Origin of the sequence: Ensifer sesbaniae (assembly GCF_013283665.1) — a bacterium.
Taxonomy (GTDB): domain Bacteria; phylum Pseudomonadota; class Alphaproteobacteria; order Rhizobiales; family Rhizobiaceae; genus Ensifer; species Ensifer sesbaniae.
Window position 1 is genome coordinate 1,099,773 of record NZ_JABEKU010000002.1, and the last position, 20,957, is coordinate 1,120,729.

Below are 20,957 nucleotides of genomic sequence, written 5' to 3' on the forward strand. Positions count from 1 at the left end.
GATTTTCAGTCAACAGTTGGGGTGGTTCAGTTGCGCGCGATGATCGGGCGCGGTTTGGTCAGCGCCTCCGGGCGCAAGGCTTCGGCAAGCGTTTCGGCCGTCATCAGGCCGCGCGCCTCCACGAGTTCGGCGACGCCTTTGCCGGTCCGGTGGGCCTCGGCTGCGATCTCGGTCGCATTGGCATAGCCGATGATCGGGTTGAGTGCAGTGACGATGCCGATCGAGCCCAGCACGCTTGCTTCCAGGCGTTCGCGGTTCGCGGTGACGCCGTCGACGCATTTGTCGGCGAGGATCAGGCATCCCTGGCTGAGGTGGCCGATGCTCTTGAACAGGCTGTGGGCGATGATCGGTTCGAAAGCGTTGAGCTGCAGCTGGCCCGCCTCGGCGGCGAAGGTCACCGTCAGGTCGTTGCCGATCACCTCGAAGGCGATCTGGTTGACGACTTCCGGGATCACCGGATTGACCTTGCCGGGCATGATCGAGGAGCCGGCCTGGCGCGGCGGCAGGTTGATCTCGCCGAAGCCCGCCCGCGGGCCGCTGGAAAGCAGCCGCAGATCGTTGCACACCTTGGAAAGCTTCACCGCGACGCGCTTCAAGACACCCGAAAGCTGGACGAAGCTACCGCAATCCTGTGTGGCTTCGATGAGATTGGGCGCGGTGATCACTGGCACGCCGCTGATCTCGGCAAGCAACCGGCAAACCAGGGATGCGTAGTCGGGATGGGCGGTGATGCCCGTGCCGATGGCGGTGGCGCCGAGGTTGATCTCGCGGATCAGCAGCGCAGCCTCGCGCAACCGCTGCTCGTCTTCGGCCAGCATCACCGCATAGGTGGAGAACTCCTGCCCCAGCGTCATCGGCACTGCGTCCTGCAACTGGGTACGGCCCATCTTGAGAATGTCGTGGAATTCGTCCGCCTTGCGCTCGAAAGCCGCCCGGAGATGCGCCATGGCATCAATCAAACGGAAGATGCCGCTATAGGTCGCAAGCTTCAGCGCCGTCGGATAGACGTCGTTGGTGGACTGGCCAAGGTTGACGTGTTCGTTTGGATGTAGATGCCGGTAATCACCGCGTACGCGCCCCAGGACCTCGAGCGCCCGATTGGCGATCACCTCATTGGCGTTCATGTTGGTGGAGGTGCCGGCGCCGCCTTGGATCACATCCACGACGAATTGGTCGTTGAGCGCGCCGCCTTCGATTTCCCGGCAGGCCGCAACGATCGCCTCCGCCCGTTGAGCATCGAGCTGCCCCAGTTCCAGATTGGCCCGTGCGGCCGCCATCTTGATCTGCGCGAGCGCGCGGATCAGGTCCGGATAGTGGGAGATCGGAATTCCGGTCACCGCGAAGTTTTCGACGGCACGCAGGGTGTGAACGCCGTAGTAGGCGTCCATGGGGACCTCGCGGTCCCCGAGCAGGTCATGCTCTACGCGGCTCAAGGCAACAGTCATTGAATGTTTTCTCCTCTCCATCCACCCGCTGCCGAGCGGGGGTTGCCTTGGGAGAGCAACACGCGTGCCAATTCGAGCGGACGCGAGCAGCGCCGCTAAACCATTGAAATCAAACCATCCTATTTGCCGTCCCGTTCGACCATGTTCGGATTTCCGGATGAAGCATGGCCAGCGCGTTCGGAAACCCGAATGATGTGACCCCGTTCCGGCAGCAAGCCTACTTCCTGCCGTCGAGACTCGTCCTGATGCCGGGCTTTTGCTTAGCCAATTCGCTTGGACATGATCCGGCATTGGCAGGGATTTTTGGATTTAGCTGCCTCCACGCCACTGTCGCAATTGCGCCCGCGAACGAACGAATGCGCGCGTGATGAGCAACGCGAGCCGGTAAGTCTGAGCTATCGCGTCCGCGAGCGCCATGCCCGCGGGCATCGGCAGCAGCGCCGAGCCGCCGCCGGAATTGAGCGCGATTACGAGATCCTTCGCAGACAGACTCGAGACCACCTTCAAAGCCGCCTCGAAGGCGAGGAACCCGCCTCGTCAGGTACGGATGCAATCCTTCGATAATTTGGATCCTGTCGCAGGCGTCGCCGAACCCTTGCCCGCACCGACCACAACGGTGCGGCCCTTCGGGCGCGGCGATAGATTGACGACGATCCTTTTGCCGGATCGGCAGCAGCGACCACCATTAAAGAGCGAGGTCGAGAACGGACGACGCTCGTCGGCCGACAACCAGTATCACTCCTCCGCTGGCCCGTAGAGGCCGAGCTTTTCGAGCAGTGTCCGCTGCCGATCGACACTTTCAACGAGCAAGCCGGTGTAGCGATCGACGATCCGGTCGCGATGGTCCGGATCGGAAACGGCAGAGAGTGCGCCGAGGATCGCAGCGACCCTTTCGGACGTCCGCCGCAGGTCCCCAAGGAGGTCCGCCTTGCCGCCGAGTTCGGTGACCGCTCTCTTCGAGACCCGGCCGATGCCGGCGGGAGTGCAACTGCCTGCCGACACATAGCCAATCGGCAGGTCACCCTTGAGATTGGTGACCGACTTGAATTGAATGGCATCGAAGATCTGGTCGACTGCCTGCTTCGCACCGGTCACGCGCGTGGGATGATCGGTGTCCGCAGCAGCATGCGGCAGCAGTTCGAGCTTGCCCTTATGGCGCTCCTCGAGCGGCAGGTAAGGCAGCATCGGTCCGCTGAGCTTGCCGGTCGCGGCATCCTTGAAGAGGTCGGCGTCGATCGCGGCATGCGCGATCTTGCCGGATGACAGCGCCTCGTCGAGCGCGACCGCATCGACGACCTCGCCGCGGTCGTAATTGACCAGCACGGACCCGTCATTCATCGCGCCGAGCACCTTCGCATCAACCGTCCCGGCGTTGGAATAGACGCCGCTTGCCGCGTCGAGGCGACCGAGACCAATATGAACGGAGAGGACGTCGGCACCAGCCGCCGCCGCGACCGGACTTGCGGCATAGTCGAAGCCTTCCGCCTCGATCCAGCGCTTGTGATGCTCGCGGGCGTAGATCGCCACCTTCATGCCGAAGGCCTTGGCGAGCTTGGCGACTTCACGACCGATATTGCCATAGCCGAGAATGGCGATCTTCCGGCCTTCGAGCTTGGCGGTGGGAAAATCCTTGAGCTGACGGCCGGTGTCGAAGTCGCCCTCGGCGACCATCCGGTGCAGCCTGTGGACCGGCAAATCGGGAACGACCTTCACGACCGCCTTCATCGCCATCTGGGCGGTCGCCCGGCTGTTGATCCCCGGCGTGTTCATGAGCGGCGCCTCGCCGCCCTCGCCATTGCCGCCGCCCCAGGAGGCCGAGCCCATGTTGCCGGTGCCCGCGCCAATGCGCACGCCGCCGAGCGGGAAGACGGAGGCCTTCGGAATGAAGGTCGCCGCGGCAATCAGCGCGTCGTACTGGCCCTTATCGGTCTGCGGCAGGATCTCAGCCTCGGTGCTGAGATTCGGCTGGTAGAAGAAATGGATGCGGCCCTTCTCGAGCGCCGACCGGTCGCCGATCGGCCCGAGATGGAAGACACCGCCCTTTTCCTCGATATAGGCCTTCACCTCGCTGTGATCCGGCTGGCCGTCGGCGCCGAAGCGCAGGCCGATCATATCGGCGATCAGCACGGTATAGGCACGCGTCGGATCGTCCTTGCGGACGGGCCCATCGGCCTTGGCCGGAGCCTCGAAGGTGACGCCATTCTTCGCCAGTTCCTCTTCAAGAACGACGATCTTGGCAAGCAGATAGGCGTATTGCAGGTTCTCCAGAAGCGCGACGACATCTTCCGGCTCGCGGATGCCGCCGACCCAGGCGCGGTAGTCGCCGGGCGTGCCCGGGAAGGCATTGACGTAGCGGGCCGCGTCGAGGCCGGGCTCGTAATCGCCGTTCGGGTGGGTAATGCCCTCATAGCCGAGCAATTGTTTCGAACGGGCGATGATGCGGGCGTGGATGGCAGGATCGCTGATGCCACCGTCCTCCACCTTCAGCAGTGTCACGGCCGCGCCGCGCCGCTCGGCATCGGTGACCGTCAGCGACAAAAGCGGATGCGCCTTGACCCACTCCTCGACCACCTTGCGATTGGCGGCGGATCGACGGTTGAGATCGACGACAGAGCCAACCCGAGCCTCCGACTGCAACAGGCCGAAGGTGGTCTCGGCAAAGGCGAGCGCGCTGTAGGTGTTGATGACGCCGCCGAGCATGCGATCTTCGGCCGGGTCGTAGAACGGCCCTGCGTCGACGGAGCGCTTGGCCGAAAAGGGCTGCCTGGGATCGACGGGCGGCGCAATCTTCAGTTGCCGGGGGATCGCCCAGGCGGGAGATTGCTGGTTCTTCTCGATCAGTGCCAGGGCGTGCGGCGTGAAGGAGGCGACAAAATAGCCCGAAATGCCGCCGATCGCCTTCTGGAAAGGCATGAACAGGCAGCACTTCACCATAACGGCAGCGACCAGTTCGGGCTCCCACGGCATGGCACCCAGCATCGAGGTTGCGTCGAACACCGCATGGCGGTTTGTCGGATCGCCATCGATCCAGTTCAACAACTCGCGGATCTCGCCGCTGGTATAGGCATTGGCACCGGTCGTCTCGTGGCCAACACCGACGAAGATCGAAACGCCAAGGGAGGAGAGCTCTGCCGCAGTCGGAATGACGCCTTCGGAGGCGGCGAAATGGATACGGCTCTCGCAACCCTTTTCGGCGAAGCGCTGCATTTCGATCAGCTGTGTTGCCCAGGACTGGCGGAAGAAGCCCGCGGCCTTGGACGGATCGCTCTCCGGCCGCGGCGTATCGACATAGATGCGTTGGGAGGTGTCGTTGGCATTCATCAGATGCTGGACGCAAACGGTGAAACCACTGTGGCCACCGCCGAGCCCGACTGCCATGCGGTTCGTCTTCGGAAAGCCGAAATAGCGATGGATCGCCCGCATCATGTCGGTCAAAATCTTATCGGCCGGATAGCCTCGGTGCATGCTGCGGGAAATCTCGGCGGTTGTGAAGCCGCCAATGTCGTTGCCCCTGTCGTCGAACTTGCGATAGGTCTTCTCGATCCAGGCATCGAACGCGATCCGCCGCAGGCGGCTGTCCACTTCGTCGGTGGTTGCATCGGTGATCGGGCCGACACCGAAGAATGGGTTGGACGGCGGCCTCGGCGCGCCCGATTTGGTCAGTTCGATTGCCTTCAGTCGCTGTTCCTGCATCTGCGCGATATTCATCGTGATCTGCCTATCTGTTCTCGAGGCGAAGGATGATCGGCATAGTGGATCGAACCCATCGGAAAGAAGACTTCATCTGCGGCGAACAGCAGGCGAAATGCGCCATGGGCGCGCTGTAAAGCATGCCCATCACGATCGCGCCGGCATCCACGCCCAGGTCACGCCGCGCGGAATGAGGAGCATACCGATCACAAGATCGCGGATCGTGCGGACACGCGAGATGCAGGCAATGAGCACGCCGACGAAGGGCGCCAGAAGCCCCACCTCGCCCCTGCCTAGCGCGCCGTGTCCATTTATGGGAGATGCGAGCGATCTCAGTCCCGCACGACGATTCCTCGCCTTATTCATCTCTGTTAGCTGCTGGGCTTCATGCCCATCGACATGAAGCTCAAGTCGGCATTGCGAGCAGGATCGATGCCGGCGCGTTCGTCCGGTTGACCAGCGCCCGCGCCTCACCCGGTGCCAGCCTGCAACTGTCGAGCAAGCCGAGCGTCACGCTCCCGGTTGGCGTTTCGATTGTCACCTCGCCCGCAACGACGATGTAAATCTTCTCCACCTCGGCCGCCTTGAGAGACGTCCGGCCAGCGGGAAGGAGATGTGACAGACCGATCCAGATCGTGTCGGTTTCCGTCGCCTCCTTGCCTTGAAGCCGGAGGCAGCGCATGTCGTAATGCTCTGCTGCCTCGTAAGCCTTGGCCGCGGCGTAGCGCGTGACCTGCATCCGGCTCTCCTTACGGCTTCAGCAGCACGCGGTCGGCCGTGCCGCGCAGCACCGAGGCATAGGCCTTGGCCGCATCCGCAAGGCCATAGACAGTCTCCGGGTTGATTGGGAACGGCTTCAGTTTGCCTGCTTCGAACATCGGCTTGAGCTTGTCGAAGATGCGTGCGCCCTCGACGGAGGAGAGAGCCAGCGTATCGATGCCGATATATTTGTGGCGGCCGCGGAAGAAATTGAAGATATCGAAGGGCACGGCGCGATCGAAGGTGGAGATGAAGATCTGCCGCGCCTGCTTCGCCATGGCATTGTTGCCGATTTCGAAATAAGGGCTGCCGACCGTATTGAAGACGATGTCGGCGCCATGACCGCCGGTCTTTTCCTTGACGATCGCGGCAACGTCGTCTTTGGCGCTGTTCAGCATGTCCACCGGAGCGTTCGTGTGGGCAAGCAGCGGCTGCTCGTTATATTCGACCGCGAAGACCCGTGCGCCGGCAAGCGTGGCAAGCTGGATCGCCGCCTGGCCAACCTTGCCGTTGCCGCCACAGACGAGCACGACGTCTGTCGGCTGCACGCCGCCGGCCTCACGCAAACCCTCATAGGCGGTGATGAAAGGAACGCCAATCGACCCCGCCTCTTCCATCGTGAAGTTCGAAGGTTTGGCGCGCACGGCCTTCTGATCGAGAACCATCCATTTGGCGTGGCTGCCATCCTGGGTGATGCCGAGCTCACCGCCGCCCCCCCAGATTTCCATACCGATCATCGAAGCCGGTCCCTCGCGCACGACGCCGCCGAAGTCGCGTCCCGGCGTGCGTGGCCAGATGGCATGCGGCATGTGTCCGAGAGACGCCTTGACGTCGCTGGGGTTGACACCGGCCGCAACGATCTCGACCAGCACCTGGCCAGGGCCCGGCCGCGGAATGGTCACATCGGCCAGATCAATCTTGAGATTGTCGAGATCGGGCGATTTCTCGTTGACCCTCAACGCTTTGGCGATTTTTGCGTCGACCTGGATATTCATGTCTCATCTCCCTGAACTGGTTGTCAAAATCATGCCGGAAGGCCGAGCATTTCGCGCGCCTGTGAGGGCTCGGCGATCTTGCCGCCGAGCTTCTCGATCAGGTCACGAGCACGCTCGACGAGTTCGCCGTTGCCTTTGGCGAGCACGCCCTTGGCGATGTAGGAATTATCTTCGAGGCCCACCCGCACATGGCCGCCGAGCAGATAGGACTGCACCGCCATCGGGAAAGACATTCGGCCGACGCCGAACCCGGTCCAGACGGCATCGCCAGGCAGCATGCGAGCGGCGGTCGCCATGACATCGGTCGTCGACGGAAAGCCGTATTTGACGCCGGTGACGATCGTAAACATCGCGGGCGACTTCAGGGCGCCCGCTTTCAAGAGGTCGTGCGCGAGCTGGATGTGGCCCGTGTCGAACACTTCGAGCTCGGGCTTGGATCCCGCGTCGTTGATGATATCCGCCATAACCTTCACGTTCTCTGGCGTGTTGATCACCACCTCCGAGCCGAAGGTCATCGTGTTCAGGTCGAGCGTCGCAATGTCGGGCTTGAGCGCCGCGATGTGCTCGACGCGCCGTTCCGGCCGCATCAACGTGGTGCGCGGCCCGGCGACGGCTGGATTGTCCTCGCTCGGATGGTACCGGCCGCCCGGACCGGTGGTGATATTGAGGATCAGGGCGTTGTTCCTGGCCCGAATCCGCTCGACCACCTCCCGATAATATTTGAGCTCCATCGACGGCTTGCCGGTCTCCGGATCGCGGACGTGGATGTGGGCGATGGCGGCGCCCGCTTCTGCCGCTTCCAGGCAGGAATTGGCGATCTCCTCGGGCGTGACGGGTAGACCGGGGTGGTTTTCCCGCGTGGTGAGATTGCCTGTAACCGCACAGGTGATGATGACATTTTGCTGCATCACAGATGCCTCCCACCATCGACGACGATCCGGTCGCCGGTCGAGAATTTGAGATGTGTCGCGCAGGCGACGATCGCCTCGGCCACATCGAGCGGCGAGGTGATGCGCTTCAGCGGCGTCGTCGCAGCAACTTTGTCGTTGAACTCCTTGCCGCGGCCGGGGACGAACTGAGTGTCAACCGCGCCCGGCGACACCGAGAGTACACGGATGGCTGGTGCCAGTGCGCGAGCGAGCGATTTCGTCATGATGTCGAGCCCCGCCTTGGCGCCGCAATAGGCGACATTGGAGCCGACGCCCGTGAAGGCGGCGATCGAGGAGACATTGACGATGAGCCCGTCGCCACGCTCCGTCAGTGCGGGCGCGAAGGCGCGGATGGTCGCGAAGACACCGCGCCAGTTGTTGACGAAGATCTCATCGATGAGGTCGTCCGTTAGCGCATCAAGGTCGCCGTGCGGGATGGGCTTGGTGATTCCGGCGCTGTTGACGAGAATGTCGGCGCCGCCCATTTCGCCGAGGACGCGGTCCCGGAAGGCCCCGATGCTGCTGCTGTCTTCGATCGAGACAGCCTCCGCCATGTGGCCATCCCCCGCCAGGCTCTCCTTCAGCGTCCGGGCTTGTTCGGTGGACGACCGGTATCCGATCGCCACTCGGGCGCCCGCTTCGGCGAGAAGCCGGCAGGCCTCGCGCCCGATGCCGCCGGAGCCGCCGGTGACGACGGCCACCTTGCCGGCGAGCGGCAGTCGATGTTCATACGTTGCCATCATGACTTGGTCCCCGAGATCGGCGGCACGGGAAAGGTCGACTCGCCCTCCGTCAGGCGGAACTGATATTCGCAGGTGTAGAAGGGCGACGGCGTATCCGGGTGATCGGGATGCGGCTCGCGATGCTCGACGAAATCGCCGACGATCTGCTGCTTGGCGCCGAACACAACATCATCTGCAAGCGCCTCCGACGTATCGGAAAAGATCTGCGTGATCAGGGTCTTGTATCCGGGCGCCGAGACGATGAAGTGGATGTGGGCCGGACGCATCGGACGCCGCCGCTGGGCATGCAGCAATTCCCCCACCGGTCCGTCAGTCGGGACCGGGTAGCCGGCGGGTTTTACCGAGACGAAGTGGAACGAGCCTTCCGCGTCCGTATGAAAGACGCCGCGCAGGTTGAAGTCCTCCTGGTCCGGATCCTGGTTCTCGTAAAGGCCAACAGGAGAGGCCTGCCAGACATCGAGCTTGGCGCCGGCAATCGGCGTGCCGTCGACCCCGGTCACCTTGCCCTGGAAGAAGAGCTTCGGCCCAGGTGTTTCCGAGCGAGCAATGCAATCGCCACAGGCGCAGGCGGGAGCCTTGCCGCGGTAGAACGGGCCGAGCAGCGCGGACATAGTTTCGCCCTGCATGCCGTCATTGTTGATGAGGTCGATCAAGGTCGACGCGCCGAGAACGTCGGCGGCGAGCACGACCTCATTGTTGGTCTCATTGGTGTGATGGCCGAGGGCGGCGATCCATTGCAGCGCCTTTTCGAATTCCGCCTCGGTCGGAAGCGTCTCGATGATGAAGGCATGGAGGTGACGCGTCGCGGACTCCATCAGCGTGCGCAGGCGCGCGTCCGGTGTGGCCGCCATCGCCGTGACGACCGTCGGCGTCACATCCTCGAGGGTCGATATCAGTTTCGGTTCGACTTTTACGTGTTGCATGACATGTCTCCTGGCTGTCGCAGCCGGCCTCAGGCGGCCGTCGTCTTCAGGGATTGCAGGTGCGGGTATTTCTCGGTCAGCAGCGACCCGTGGTAGTAGGTCGCGGCGAAGGCGTTGGTTTCGCGGATGAGGTCCAGCCAGCGGCCGACTGCCGGTGACGATGCCCACAAGTGACCAAGATTGATGTCGTCCATGCGCACGATGACCGGCATGATGGCGATGTCGGCGAGCGACAGAATGCGGCCGAGGACAAAGGGGCCGCCGCTCTCGTCGAGCCAGCGCGCGAAGCGGTCGACACCGCGCTGCAGGCGGCCGAGCGCTTCGTCCATCTCGGCCCTGGGGAAGCCGGTGCGGCCCATCTTCAGGAGGAACTCGCGGCGCAGAGGCTTGCTTTCGCAGACGGCCAGAAACTCCTCCGCGGTCATCGCCTGATAGTGTGGCAGGAAGGCGAGATTGTAGGAAGGTACGCGCACGGCCGGTGTCGGCACCTCGTCGATGTAGCGCATCTTGGCCCGCATTTCGGCGACCTTGAGCGGGTCGGACGGGCGAAGCGGCGCCACCTCGGGATGGATGTCCTCGAGATATTCCATGATGACGGAGGAATCGAGCACCGAGGTCCCGTTATGAACGAGCGCCGGCACCAACCCGTTGGGGTTGACCGCCAGGTACTCGGGCTTCAACTGGTCGCCCCGGAAGAGGTCGAGCTTGTGCTCGACGAAAGGAAGCCCCTTCGTGTGCAGCGTGTAGCGAACGCGCTGGCTGCAGGTCGATTGCGGTGCGTTATAAAGTTCGTACTCGGACATGCCTTCCTCCTCCTGCGGTTCTGCAGGTCAGTCATGTTGCGGTTCGATGTGTCGGGGCTGGAGCTCAGTCCCAGTTGAGCACACGCGGCAGCTTGCCGCGTCGCGCGAGCGTTCCCACCAGGCCGAGCGGAAAGAAGATCAGCCCGAGCGCCATCACCAGGCCGGTGCCAAGGATGTTGAGTTCCGAAGCGCCCATCATGGCAACGAAGAGCTCGTTGAGCGCAACGATCAGCACGGCGCCGATGACAGGGCCGGCAACGGTTCCCTTGCCGCCGAGGATCGCCATCAGCACGAGGTTCACCGCGATCGGCATGATCAGGAAGATATTGGGGCGGAGATAGGTGATGTACTCGCCCCAGACGGCGCCAGCCATGCCGACGAAGAAGGCCGAGAGCGCGAAGGCCATGACCTTGTAGAAGCGCGTGTCGATGCCGGCGCTTTCCGCCTTGATCTCGTCCTTGGAAATCGCCCTGAGGCCAAGGCCGAACTTGGAGTGCTTGATGCGATAGCTCGCCCAGACGCTGAAGGCGGCGATCGCCAGCATGGCGTAGTAGTAGGGGATCTTCGCCCAGAGCACCGGTAGACTGGTGACCGGCAGCGTGACGCCATTGGCACCGCCGACGAATTCCCAGTTATCAAACAGGATGCGGGCGATCATCAGGAGCGCGATTGACGAGATGATGAAGCTCGGACCGCGAACCTTGAGCGTGACCATGCCTATCAGATAGCCGATTACGGCGGCGACGAGGCCGGCAAGCGGCGCGGTGACGATCGTCGAGACGCCGAAACGGGCCAGGATCATGCCGGAGAAATATCCGCCGATCGCGAAGAACACGGCGTGGCCGAGCGAGATATAACCGGCGAAGCCGCCGAGGATGTTCCAGCCCGAGGCCATCGCCACATAGCTCGCGGTGAAGAGCACCATGTGCAGCACGTAGTTGTAGTTGCCGGTAAGCTGCAGCAGCGGCAAGGCGACAAGAACCGCCATCAAGGCGAGCGGGAACCAGGCTGCCCGCGTCTGGTCGGCCTTGCGGGCGAGCTTCTCGTTGTGCAGGCGGCGCGCTTCGAGGACGCCGCTGGTAGTGGATTGCTGAAGCGTGACGGTCATCATGCCATCTCCGGTTTTTCGCCGAACAGCCCCTGGGGCCGGACGAGCAGGATGAGGAAAAGAGCGACGAAGAAGGTCAACGTCGACCACGTCGCGCCAATCCAGGCGCCGACGAAGGCGGCAATGACCGACAGGAACAACGCGGCCACGACCGTGCCGAGAATGCTGCCCATGCCGCCGAGCACGACGACGGACATCAGCATCGCAATCCACTCGCCGTGTTTCGCCGGGAAGAAGCTGAAGACGAAGCTGACCAGCGAACCGGCCGCGCCCGCAAGCCCGATGCCGATCGCAAAGGCGAGCACGCTGATGAAGTTGACATTGACACCGAGAAGCTCTGCCGCCTCCCGGTTTTGCGTCGTTGCGCGGATAGCATAGCCAAGACGGGAGTATTTGAGGAACAGCGTCAGTCCGACGATGATCGTCAGGGAGACGATACCGGCGTAAAGCTGGCCCTTCGGGATGAAAAGGTCACCGATGAAGAAGGCATCGGTCGCATAGTCAGGCGAGACGATGCGCTGCGTGTTGGTGAAGAGCCCGCCGAGCGCGCCTTCGACGACCATGGCGAGCGCAAAAGTCAGGAGCACGGTCATCTCGGAATATTTGGCGCTTTTCGTCTGCCTCTCGAGCATCAGGCGGTAGAGCAACACGCCGATAGCCGCCATGATGACGGAGGCGACGGGCAGCATGACAATCGGATCGACGCCAAGAAGCTTGAACGCCCAATAGGTGATGTAGGCACCGGCGATGATGAGCGACGGGTGCGCGAGGTTGACGATGCGCATCACCCCGAACACCAGCGACAGACCGGAGCCCATCAGCGCGATGACGCCACCGAGAGCTAGGCCCAAGATCAGAATTTGAAGTATTTCAGCCATCATAGCTCCTTCAGGCGGCTTTCTTGCCGCCGAGATAGAGTTCCTGGATGCGCGGGTCGGACAGGATCATCTCGGCTGGGCCCTCGAAAAGCGTGCGGCCGAGGTCGAGCACCACGCCCCAATCGGAATTCTTGAGCCCCATCAAGGCGTTCTGCTCGACGAGTAGCACCGTGACGCCCTCCGCCGACATCATCTTCATGATGTCGAACATCTCCTGAATGACCTTCGGAGCGAGTCCGAGCGATGGCTCGTCGAGCATGACGATGGCGGGCTTGATGATCAGCGTGCGGGCCATCGCCAGCGTCTGCTGCTGGCCGCCGGACATGGTACCGGCGTGCTGGTCGGCGCGCTCGCGCAGGATCGGGAACCGCTCCAGAATGCCGTCGATCCGCCGCTCCAGTTCCTTCTGGTCGTTGAGGATGAAGCCGCCCATACGCAGGTTTTCGCGCACGGTCATTTTCGGGAACAGCGCCCGCTCCTGCGGCACGAAGCAGATGCCCTCGCGCAGGATCTGGTCCGGGCGCATGCCGTTCAGGCGCTTGCCCTTGAAGATCACGTCGCCCTTGCGGATCGTCAGCATGCCGCAGATTGCTTTCATCAGGGTCGATTTGCCGGCGCCGTTCGGGCCGATGATGCAATGGACCTTGCCGGGTTCGACGGTGAGATGGGCGCCGTCGAGGATCGCCGGACCATCGCCGTAGCCGGCGGTGATGTTGGTGACCTGAAGAAGCTCGCTCATCACGCCGCCTCCGCTTCCAGGATGCCACCAAGATAGGCTTCGAGCACCTGCGGATCCTGGCGAACGACATCCGGCGTCCCCGAACAGATGACGCGCCCCTGCGCCATCACCACGACCTTGTGCGAAAGACGCATGATCAGGTCCATGTTGTGCTCGACGATAAGCACTGTCAGGCCCTTCTCGTTCAAGGCGCGGATGTGACCGATGATCTCTTCGAGAAGTGACGGGTTGACGCCGCCTGCCGGTTCGTCGAGCAGGATGATCTTGGGATCGGACATCAGCAGAGCCGCAAGATCCATCAGCTTCTTCTGCCCGTAGGAGAGATTGTGGCCGTCCTCGTAGGCGATGCGGGTGATGCCCAGGAACTCCAGGATCGACATCGCCTTGTCCTTTTCCTCCGCGCTCATGGCGGGACGGAACAGGCCGGACCAGCCATCGACCCGCGATTGCACGATGACGTTCTCGATAACCGTCATTTCGGCGAGATTGCGCGAGATCTGGAAGGTTCGGCTCAAGCCGCGCGCCGTCACCTTATGTGGTCTCAGATGATCGATGCGATCGCCGTCGAGCCGGATCTCGCCCGATGTCGGCGTGACGGTGCGACTGATGCAGTTGAACGCCGTGGTTTTGCCGGCGCCATTCGGGCCGATCAATGCGGTGATCGATCCCTTCTCGACGGTGAAGCTCGCACCGTCGACGGCTCTGATGCCGCCATAGTGCTTGCAGAGATTCCTGACTTCGAGCATGCGCTCGACCTCCCGTTCCTTCAGTCCACAGGAATGTCGCGAGCCGGACATTTACCGCCTCGCGTCGGCTTCACCGGTCAGAAGCCGGCCTTGGGGTAGCTGAAGGGCACGACGCCTTCGAACTCGCCCTTCGGATAGACGAACTTGAGGTTGCCACCCTGCCACTGGGTCATGATGTGGGATTTGTTCTGGGCGAGGCCGCGCTCATCCCAATTGAAGCGGCCGAGCACCGTTTGCACGGGTGCATCCTTCGTGCGCGCGTGCAGCCATTCCGCCATCTTGGCATTGTCGGTGGAACCGGCGCCAGTGATTGCCTGCTCGATACCCTGGCAGACAGCGAACGGGATGGCGCTGTCCTCGTCCGGCTCGACGCCGTAGGCAGCGGTGAAAGCCTTGACGAAATCGCCATTGCTGAACGGCTTGCCGGCGAGCGTGCTCTCGAAGGGCACGTCCTTGTGCCAGGTGGTGTGGATCATGACGCCGTCGGCCGCGTCCTTGCCGACGCCTTCGATGAATTCGTTTTGCGCGCCCTGGCTCAGGTAAACGAGTTTCGGCGTGGCCCCAACGGTCTTCAGCGCGCGGGTCAACTGCACGGCTTCTTCCGCCGAGGCAGTGAGGCCGACGACCATTTCGGCGCCGGAGCGCTTGATCGAGTTGGCGAGGTTCAGCCAGTCGTTGAAGCCTTCCTCCGGCCACTTCTCCTGCATCACGACCTTGATGCCGGCATTGGCGAGGTAGCCCGGAGCGAGATCGGCGATCTCTTTGTCGGTCGCCGGATCCTTGACCTTTTCGCCGAGCAGGCCGGCGGCAATCGCATTGGCAAAGAAGTCGTCCGCAGACACGATCGCAGCGCTCTTGGGCCCCTCGCCTGCCGGGATCAGGTCGTGGATGACAGCGGTCACGTCCTTTCCGGTATATTCGGCCGCACTCACCTGGAAATAGAAGAGGTTGCGGTAGCCCTGCTCGTAGATGCGCAATGCGCCGCCGGAGGGAACCGCGTGCACCATGTTGTACTTCGACAGGATCGCGGCGACGGGGAACGTCAGGCGGCTCGAGAACGTCCCGTAGACGGCGTCGACCTTGTCGACATTGATGAAGCGTTCGTATTGGTTGATGGCGGTCGCCGGATCGGAACGATTGTCGCTGACGATCAGGTCGACCTGCCGGCCAAGAATGCCGCCCGCTTCATTGATCAGCTTGGTGCAGAGCTCGTAGCCCCGCTTGTGCTTTTCGCCGCTGACGGACAGGCCGCCTGTGATCGGCAGCGACGCGCCGATACGGATGCTCTCCGCGTGCGCGGCGGTTGCTGCAAACACCATTGCGGTCGTTGCTGCCAGAATTCTTGCCAGAGTCATCGATGCTCCTCCCATCAAATCGGCTACCGGTTGTCTTCATTGCCCCTTATGTCATGCAATCGATTGCATACACGGACGCAAAACAAACTAATAAACGCCTGGCGCGTGCCCTGCGATCTCCTCCATCGTCATTAGGGCACAGCTTGGCACAGCCGCCTCGTATCGGCCACGCCTTTGCAATCGATTGCGTAATGTATCTAACACGGCTAATATGTCGCGTCAAGATGATTGTGCAATCGATTGCCTCGACGCTCGAACGCGGTAGAATGGGATACGGACGGAGTAACCAAATGAAGAAAAAGAGAATTACGCTCAAAGACATAGCCCGCGAAACCGGCGTTCACGTCTCAACCGTCTCGCGGGCGCTCGACCCCATCGAACGCAAGTCGATTACCGACGACGTCGCCAATCGCATTCAGGCCGCGGCCGAACGGCTCGGCTATCGTCCGAACCGCATCGCCGCCGGATTGCGCACCAACCGCACGATGACCGTGGGCGTCATGATTCCCGACATCACCAACCTGGTCTTCCCGCCGATCCTGCGCGGCATCGAAAGTGTGCTCGAACCGCTCGGCTATGCCGCGATCATCGTCAACACCGACAGCGAGCGCGACCGCGAGGTTCGCCTGCTTGATGTGCTTCGCGACCGAGGCGTCGACGGCATCATCCACGCTGCCGTGCTGCGAAGCGATCCTTCGATCGCGCGGGCTGCCCAAGACGGCCTGCCCGTCGTCACGCTCAACAGAAAGGTGGAGCAATCCACGATCCCCAGCGTGGTCAATGACGAAGATGCCGGTATATGCGAGATGCTGCGGCATTTGAAAGAGCTCGGCCACACCCGCATCGCCCATATCGCCGGGCCGCAGGAACTTTCCACCGGTCAGCTCCGCCTCTCCGCCTTCCGCAAAGCAGCCGATGACCAGGCGATAGAGGTCGACGAGGCGCTTATCCGGGTGGCGACCCGGTTCAACGAGGAGGATGGAGCCCGCTGCCTTCTTGAACTGCTCGATGGCGGTAATGTCTTCACTGCCGTCCTCTGTGCCAACGACCGGCTGGCGCTCGGCGCCATCGAAGCCCTGCGCGACCGCGGCATCGACTGCCCCGGGCAGATCTCCGTGAGCGGCTTCAACGACATGCCGCTGCTCGACCTTATCCGACCGAAACTCACGACCGTTCGCATTCAGCAGTACGAGGCAGGTCGTACGGCAGCGAAACTGCTGATGCGGCTGGTTAATTCCGCCGAAGACGACGCGATACCACTCGAAACCGTTCTGCCCGTGGAACTCGTCGCCAGGGAGAGCACGGCCCCCGTGGCCGCCGGCGGCCCGAGTTCTCGATAACAGGGACCGGGCAAACAAGATCGTCGAACAGTTCGAGCGGTTCATCAAGGGTTCATTGACTGCAGATTCTTGAACTCGCCTACATCAGACTGCGGCGATATCCGCTCGCCGAGCACATTCGTAAGCTCGGCCAAACACAGCTGCCTTGCGGTCACCGGGTTAGCGTGGGCGCCTATTCAGCTAAACACCCCACACCACGGCCTGTTCATGTCGATGGATCAGGTGCTGAAGCCGGTCGAAGCTGTGGCGGATATGTTGCGAGAATTTCTCGATGGCCGGGGTATGCGCCGAGGTCGCGCGGCTCAAGAGCCCGAGAGCGCGTTCCGGGTGCGGGACCGAAACCGGAAGTGCCGTGATCGATTTTTCGTTGCGTAGCGCAAAAACGACGCTGTGCGGAAGCACGGTCAAGGCGTCGATACCCTTGAGGTAATTGACGAGGCTCATCAGCGAGCCGCCTGTGTAGCGTATCTTGATCTCGGTCGCCCCGAAGGAGAGCAGCAGGCTATGAAGATCCGCAAGCAGCGGGCTTCCCGGCGGCGGCGCCACCCAGGGATATTCGAGAAGCTGCGACGGCTGCGGCCGTCTCTTCAGCAGAAGCGGATGCGTCACCCGGCAAGCGACGACGTTTCGACCGGGAAGCACCTTCTGGAACGCCAAGCCCGATCCCTCCTCAAGAATGTCGATCGGGCAGATGGCAAGATCGATCTGATCGCCCTTCAAGGCAGCGCGCAGATCGGCCATGTAGCCGTAGCTCTGGTCGATCCGGACGTCAGGGTTTTGCACCTGGAAGTCTGCGATCATCGGCGCAATCAAGGCGTCCATGAAAAATGGCGTGCCGCCCACGCGTACGAGACCGCTTTTGCCGAGGCGAAAGCTCTCGATCGTATCGGACGCCTTGCGCGAGGCCGACAGCATGACCTGACCGTGATCGGCGAGCGCGCGCCCGAGCGGTGTCGGCTGCAGCGGCCGCCGCCCCTTGACGAAAAGCGGTTCGCCCAGGCGCCTTTCGAGCATGGCAATGGTGCGGGAGATCGCCGGCTGCGACAGCCCGAGCAGCGCCGCGCCTTCGGTGACGCCGCCCGCTTTCACGACCGCAGCGAGCTGGACAAGATGGCGTTCGTCTATCTTCATAACAATTGATTATATTAACTGAGAGTAAAATCATCAATCGCGCCTGGGCCCCGTGGTAGCTTTCATTTCAGCCAAGTGTCTGGAGGAGTGTGATGCGGGGCGCGATGGTTTCGAATCCTAACGAAACAGCCTTCGCCGAGGCTTTCGCACAGCGAATTTCGAAAGCCGATGACGGCGCGCTGCCGCAGGTGCTGCGCACGGTCGTGACCCACCTCCACGGGCTCATCAGGGAATTGCGCCCCAGCGCCGCCGACTGGCGCAAGATGATCGAATTTTTGACCGAGGTCGGTCACACGACCGACGAGCGGCGGCAGGAATGGGGTTTGCTGTTTGATCTGCTTGGTGCCTCGGCGCTGGTCGACGAGATCAATTCGCGTCGGCCGAAGCAGGCGACGCCCAATACTGTCCGTGGGCCCTTCTTTCGCGCCGACACGCCACAGCGCGCTTCCGGCAGCAATATCTCGCTCGATGGCGTCGGCGAGCGGCTGGCGGTTTTCGGACAATTGCTCGACCTCGACGGGCACCCGATCGAGAGCGCAGAGGTCACGACCTGGCAGGCGAACGCCGCCGGTTTCTACGAGAACCAGCAACCGGACCTGCAGCCGGAGTTCAATCTGCGCGGCGTCTTCAAAACGGACCGGGAGGGACGGTTCGACTACCTGACGGTGCGCCCGACCGGCTACAGCGTCCCGGTAGACGGGCCGGTGGGCAAGCTCCTTGGTCAAGCGGGTTGCTCGCTCCGGCGCCCAGCCCATCTACATTTCATCGTCACCGCCCCAGGATTCCATCCGATTACGACGCATATCTACGACGGCAGCGATCCCCATATCGACGAGGACGCGATCTTCGGGGTCAAGCCGGAACTGGTGCACGAATTCAAATGCTTCGACATCGGCGGCAAGTCCGGCTGGCGGCTGGACTTCAAGTTCCTGATGGCGAGGGCAAGGCAAGGATCTGCGTCGTGAGGAACAGTTTCACCTATCAGGGCAGCGCAGCGCACATCGTCTTTGGCGAAGGCAAGAGCGACGAGGCAGGAGCTTGGGTCGAAAAGCTTGGGTGCAAACGGGCGTTGGTGCTTTCAACGCCCCATCAACGGGCAGACGCGGAAACACTGGCGGAGCGGCTCGGGCCACTTGCCGTCGGCGTCTTTGCCGGGGCTGTGATGCATACGCCGATCGATATCACGGCAAAAGCGATGGAAGCGGTCAAGCAAAGCGGCGCCGACTGCCTCGTCTCGCTTGGCGGGGGCTCCACCACCGGGCTCGGCAAGGCGATCGCCTATCGCACCGACCTGCCTCAAGTCGTTATCCCGACGACCTACGCCGGCTCGGAAGTAACGCCGATCCTCGGACAAACGGAAGGCGGCCGAAAGACGACCGTTCGGCATGCTTCGATCCTGCCGGAAGTGGTGATTTACGATCCGGGACTGACGCTTGGCCTGCCGGTCGGCATGAGCGTGACGAGCGCGCTCAATGCCATGGCCCATGCGGTCGAAGCACTTTATGCGCAGGACCGTAACCCGATCTCTTCGCTGATGGCAGCCGAAGGCCTGTTCGCTTTCAAGACGAGCCTGCCGAGGATCGTCGAGGCGCCGGGAGATCGCGAGGCGCGAGCCGAGGCGCTTTACGGAGCCTGGCTCTCGGGCACCGTGCTCGGCACGGTCGGTATGGCGCTGCATCACAAGATTTGCCACACGCTCGGCGGCACCTTCGACACGCCGCACGCGGAAACGCACGCAATCATGCTGCCACATACGGCCGGCTACAACGCCGCGGCCCTGCCTGACCTGCTTGGGCCCGTGGCCCGGATGCTCGGCGGTTCGGTTGGCGGTGGCCTGTGGGATTTCGCAAAGTCGCTCGGCGCGCCGCTTGCCCTGAAAGATCTCGGGCTCTCCGAAGCCGACCTCGATCGCGCAGCCACGATTGCGACCGAAAACCCCTACTGGAACCCGCGGCCGATCGACCGCCAGTCCATTCGGGCGCTGCTGCAGGATGCCTGGGAGGGCAACCGGCCGACGAACTGATGACACCCTTCGGGAGGAAGGGCATTGAGAGGAGGAACCATGCTGACGAGACGCGATTTTCTGAAGACGACAGCCGCAGGTGGCGCTGTCGCCTTTTCATCGGCACTTTCGATGCCGGCGATAGCCAAGGGCACGGCAATCAAGCTTGGCTATGTCAGCCCGCAGTCCGGGCCGCTCGCCGCCTTCGGCGAAGCCGACAAGTTCGTGATCGATGCCTTCCTGGCGACAACCAAGGCCAAGGGCCAGAACTTCGAGGTTGTCGTCAAGGACAGCCAGTCGAATCCCAACCGGGCGGCGGAAGTCGCCAAGCAGTTGATCGTCGTTGACGAGGTCAATCTCGTCCTTGTCGCCTCGACGCCGGAGACGACGAACCCGGTCGCAACCACCTGCGAAGCCGAGCAAATGCCCTGCATCTCGACGGTCGCGCCATGGCAACCCTGGTTCATCGGCCAGCAAGGCAATCCCGGCGATCCAGCCTCGTGGAAACCGTTCGACTATGCCTATCACTTCTTCTGGGGTCTCGAGGATGTCATCGCCGTCTTCACCAACATGTGGGCTCAGGTGGAGACGAACCACAAGGTCGGCGGGCTCTTTCCCAACGATGGCGACGGCAATGCCTGGGGCGACGGGACCGTGGGTTTCCCTCCAGTCCTCGAAAAGCTTGGCTATGGCCTCACCGATCCCGGCCGCTACCAGAACATGACCGACGACTTCTCGGCGCAGATCAATGCGTTCAAATCGGGCGGATGCGAGATCGTCACCGGCGTGGTCATTCCCCCTGATTTCACGACCTTCTGGAACCAGGCCAAACAGCAGGGTTTCGTGCCGAAGGTCGCCTCGATCGGCAAGGCCCTGCTCTTTCCGCAGGCAGTCGAAACGCTGGGCAAGGCTGGGCACAATCTTTCGTCGGAAGTCTGGTGGTCGCCGAGCCATCCTTTCGCCTCGTCGCTAACTGGCGAGACATCCGCTCAAGTGGCCGAAGCCTTCACCAAGGCGACCGGCCGGCCCTGGACCCAGCCGATCGGTTTTGCCCACGCCCTCTTCGAACTGGCCGTCGACGCCGTTACGCGGGCCGACGATCCGACCGACGGCGATGCGCTGGCTCAGGCGATTGCCGCCACCAGGCTCGACACGCTCGTCGGTCCCGTAGCCTGGGACGGTAAAGGCTTGCCGCCCTTTGCCGCTCGAAACGTGGCCAAGACGCCGCTCGTCGGCGGTCAATGGCGGCTCAAGGACAGCGGCGGTTACGACCTCGTCATCACCGACAACAAGACGGCGCCGAACATTCCCGTCGGCGGGAAAATGGAAGCGATCGTGTGAGCGCCTCAAGGCGTGGGACGGTGACCGAGG

At 62.6% G+C, this 20,957-nt stretch carries 21 protein-coding genes; 5 read left to right on the forward strand and 16 right to left on the reverse strand.

What is annotated here, in order from left to right:
* Positions 1-26: 26 nt before the first annotated feature.
* Positions 27-1,445: an aspartate ammonia-lyase gene (aspA, locus tag BHMPCIPO_RS22765; RefSeq protein ID WP_173519087.1), complete on the reverse strand. Its 1,419-nt coding sequence runs from the start codon at positions 1,443-1,445 to the stop codon at positions 27-29.
* Positions 1,446-1,609: 164 nt separating this feature from the next.
* On the opposite strand from aspA, the gene BHMPCIPO_RS22770 reads away from it, so the two are divergent.
* Positions 1,610-1,813, forward strand: a complete 204-nt coding sequence (locus tag BHMPCIPO_RS22770; protein WP_173518218.1) for a hypothetical protein — start codon at positions 1,610-1,612, stop codon at positions 1,811-1,813.
* Here BHMPCIPO_RS22770 and BHMPCIPO_RS22775 read toward each other — a convergent pair.
* From BHMPCIPO_RS22775 to BHMPCIPO_RS22840, 14 genes are all read right to left on the reverse strand, one after another.
* Complete coding sequence (locus tag BHMPCIPO_RS22775) at positions 1,755-1,946, reverse strand: DUF4147 domain-containing protein (protein WP_247958883.1); 192 nt, start codon at positions 1,944-1,946, stop codon at positions 1,755-1,757. The genes BHMPCIPO_RS22770 and BHMPCIPO_RS22775 overlap by 59 nt on opposite strands.
* Before the next feature lie 234 nt (positions 1,947-2,180).
* Positions 2,181-5,153, reverse strand: coding sequence for an NAD(P)-dependent oxidoreductase (locus BHMPCIPO_RS22780; RefSeq protein WP_173519089.1), 2,973 nt, complete (start codon positions 5,151-5,153; stop codon positions 2,181-2,183).
* 129 nt (positions 5,154-5,282) lie between these two features.
* A complete protein-coding gene (locus tag BHMPCIPO_RS32975) occupies positions 5,283-5,417 on the reverse strand; it encodes a BCCT family transporter (RefSeq protein ID WP_376741684.1) in 135 nt (44 codons plus the stop codon).
* A 124-nt stretch (positions 5,418-5,541) separates the two neighbouring features.
* Positions 5,542-5,874: a cupin domain-containing protein gene (locus tag BHMPCIPO_RS22790; protein ID WP_173519091.1), complete on the reverse strand. Its 333-nt coding sequence runs from the start codon at positions 5,872-5,874 to the stop codon at positions 5,542-5,544.
* Positions 5,875-5,884: 10 nt separating this feature from the next.
* Entirely contained in the window at positions 5,885-6,889 is a 1,005-nt protein-coding gene (locus BHMPCIPO_RS22795; protein WP_173519092.1) for a quinone oxidoreductase family protein, read from the reverse strand.
* A 29-nt stretch (positions 6,890-6,918) separates the two neighbouring features.
* A complete protein-coding gene (locus BHMPCIPO_RS22800; RefSeq protein ID WP_173519093.1) occupies positions 6,919-7,797 on the reverse strand; it encodes a beta-keto acid cleavage family enzyme in 879 nt (292 codons plus the stop codon).
* Positions 7,797-8,561, reverse strand: a complete 765-nt coding sequence (locus BHMPCIPO_RS22805; RefSeq protein ID WP_246304510.1) for an SDR family NAD(P)-dependent oxidoreductase — start codon at positions 8,559-8,561, stop codon at positions 7,797-7,799. The genes BHMPCIPO_RS22800 and BHMPCIPO_RS22805 overlap by 1 nt, the downstream gene beginning before the upstream one ends.
* A complete protein-coding gene (locus BHMPCIPO_RS22810; RefSeq protein ID WP_173519094.1) occupies positions 8,558-9,484 on the reverse strand; it encodes a dioxygenase family protein in 927 nt (308 codons plus the stop codon). Before BHMPCIPO_RS22810 ends, BHMPCIPO_RS22805 begins: the two co-directional genes overlap by 4 nt.
* A 29-nt stretch (positions 9,485-9,513) precedes the next feature.
* On the reverse strand, positions 9,514-10,287 hold the full coding sequence (locus tag BHMPCIPO_RS22815) for a glutathione S-transferase family protein (RefSeq protein ID WP_173519095.1): 774 nt from the start codon (positions 10,285-10,287) through the stop codon (positions 9,514-9,516).
* Positions 10,288-10,351: 64 nt separating this feature from the next.
* Complete coding sequence (locus BHMPCIPO_RS22820) at positions 10,352-11,395, reverse strand: branched-chain amino acid ABC transporter permease (RefSeq protein WP_173519096.1); 1,044 nt, start codon at positions 11,393-11,395, stop codon at positions 10,352-10,354.
* A complete protein-coding gene (locus tag BHMPCIPO_RS22825) occupies positions 11,395-12,273 on the reverse strand; it encodes a branched-chain amino acid ABC transporter permease (RefSeq protein WP_173519097.1) in 879 nt (292 codons plus the stop codon). The genes BHMPCIPO_RS22820 and BHMPCIPO_RS22825 overlap by 1 nt, the downstream gene beginning before the upstream one ends.
* Positions 12,274-12,283: 10 nt before the next feature.
* The gene (locus tag BHMPCIPO_RS22830) at positions 12,284-13,012 is read right to left on the reverse strand and encodes an ABC transporter ATP-binding protein (protein ID WP_173519098.1); all 729 of its coding nucleotides are present in this window, start codon (positions 13,010-13,012) and stop codon (positions 12,284-12,286) included.
* Positions 13,012-13,809 (reverse strand): ABC transporter ATP-binding protein, encoded by a 798-nt coding sequence (locus BHMPCIPO_RS22835; RefSeq protein ID WP_246304512.1) that lies wholly within the window; start codon positions 13,807-13,809, stop codon positions 13,012-13,014. The genes BHMPCIPO_RS22830 and BHMPCIPO_RS22835 overlap by 1 nt, the downstream gene beginning before the upstream one ends.
* Positions 13,810-13,835: 26 nt before the next feature.
* Entirely contained in the window at positions 13,836-15,113 is a 1,278-nt protein-coding gene (locus BHMPCIPO_RS22840; RefSeq protein ID WP_173519099.1) for an amino acid ABC transporter substrate-binding protein, read from the reverse strand.
* A 290-nt stretch (positions 15,114-15,403) separates the two neighbouring features.
* Here BHMPCIPO_RS22840 and BHMPCIPO_RS22845 point away from each other — a divergent pair, with 290 nt between their 5' ends.
* Positions 15,404-16,453 (forward strand): LacI family DNA-binding transcriptional regulator, encoded by a 1,050-nt coding sequence (locus BHMPCIPO_RS22845; RefSeq protein WP_173519100.1) that lies wholly within the window; start codon positions 15,404-15,406, stop codon positions 16,451-16,453.
* A gap of 180 nt (positions 16,454-16,633) precedes the next feature.
* Here the strand turns inward: BHMPCIPO_RS22845 and BHMPCIPO_RS22850 are convergent, their stop codons facing one another.
* The gene (locus tag BHMPCIPO_RS22850) at positions 16,634-17,584 is read right to left on the reverse strand and encodes a LysR family transcriptional regulator (protein WP_173519101.1); all 951 of its coding nucleotides are present in this window, start codon (positions 17,582-17,584) and stop codon (positions 16,634-16,636) included.
* Between the two features lie 104 nt (positions 17,585-17,688).
* Between BHMPCIPO_RS22850 and BHMPCIPO_RS22855 the strand changes: the two genes are divergently transcribed.
* Genes BHMPCIPO_RS22855 through BHMPCIPO_RS22865 form a run of 3 tightly spaced genes read left to right on the forward strand, consistent with a single transcriptional unit; the run spans position 17,689 to position 20,927 of the window.
* Complete coding sequence (locus BHMPCIPO_RS22855) at positions 17,689-18,549, forward strand: dioxygenase family protein (protein WP_246304513.1); 861 nt, start codon at positions 17,689-17,691, stop codon at positions 18,547-18,549.
* Positions 18,546-19,607 carry a maleylacetate reductase gene (locus tag BHMPCIPO_RS22860; protein ID WP_173519103.1) on the forward strand — a complete coding sequence of 354 codons (1,062 nt, stop codon included), beginning with the start codon at positions 18,546-18,548 and terminating at the stop codon, positions 19,605-19,607. Before BHMPCIPO_RS22855 ends, BHMPCIPO_RS22860 begins: the two co-directional genes overlap by 4 nt.
* A 39-nt stretch (positions 19,608-19,646) precedes the next feature.
* Positions 19,647-20,927 (forward strand): ABC transporter substrate-binding protein, encoded by a 1,281-nt coding sequence (locus tag BHMPCIPO_RS22865; RefSeq protein ID WP_173519104.1) that lies wholly within the window; start codon positions 19,647-19,649, stop codon positions 20,925-20,927.
* Positions 20,928-20,957 lie beyond the last annotated feature (30 nt).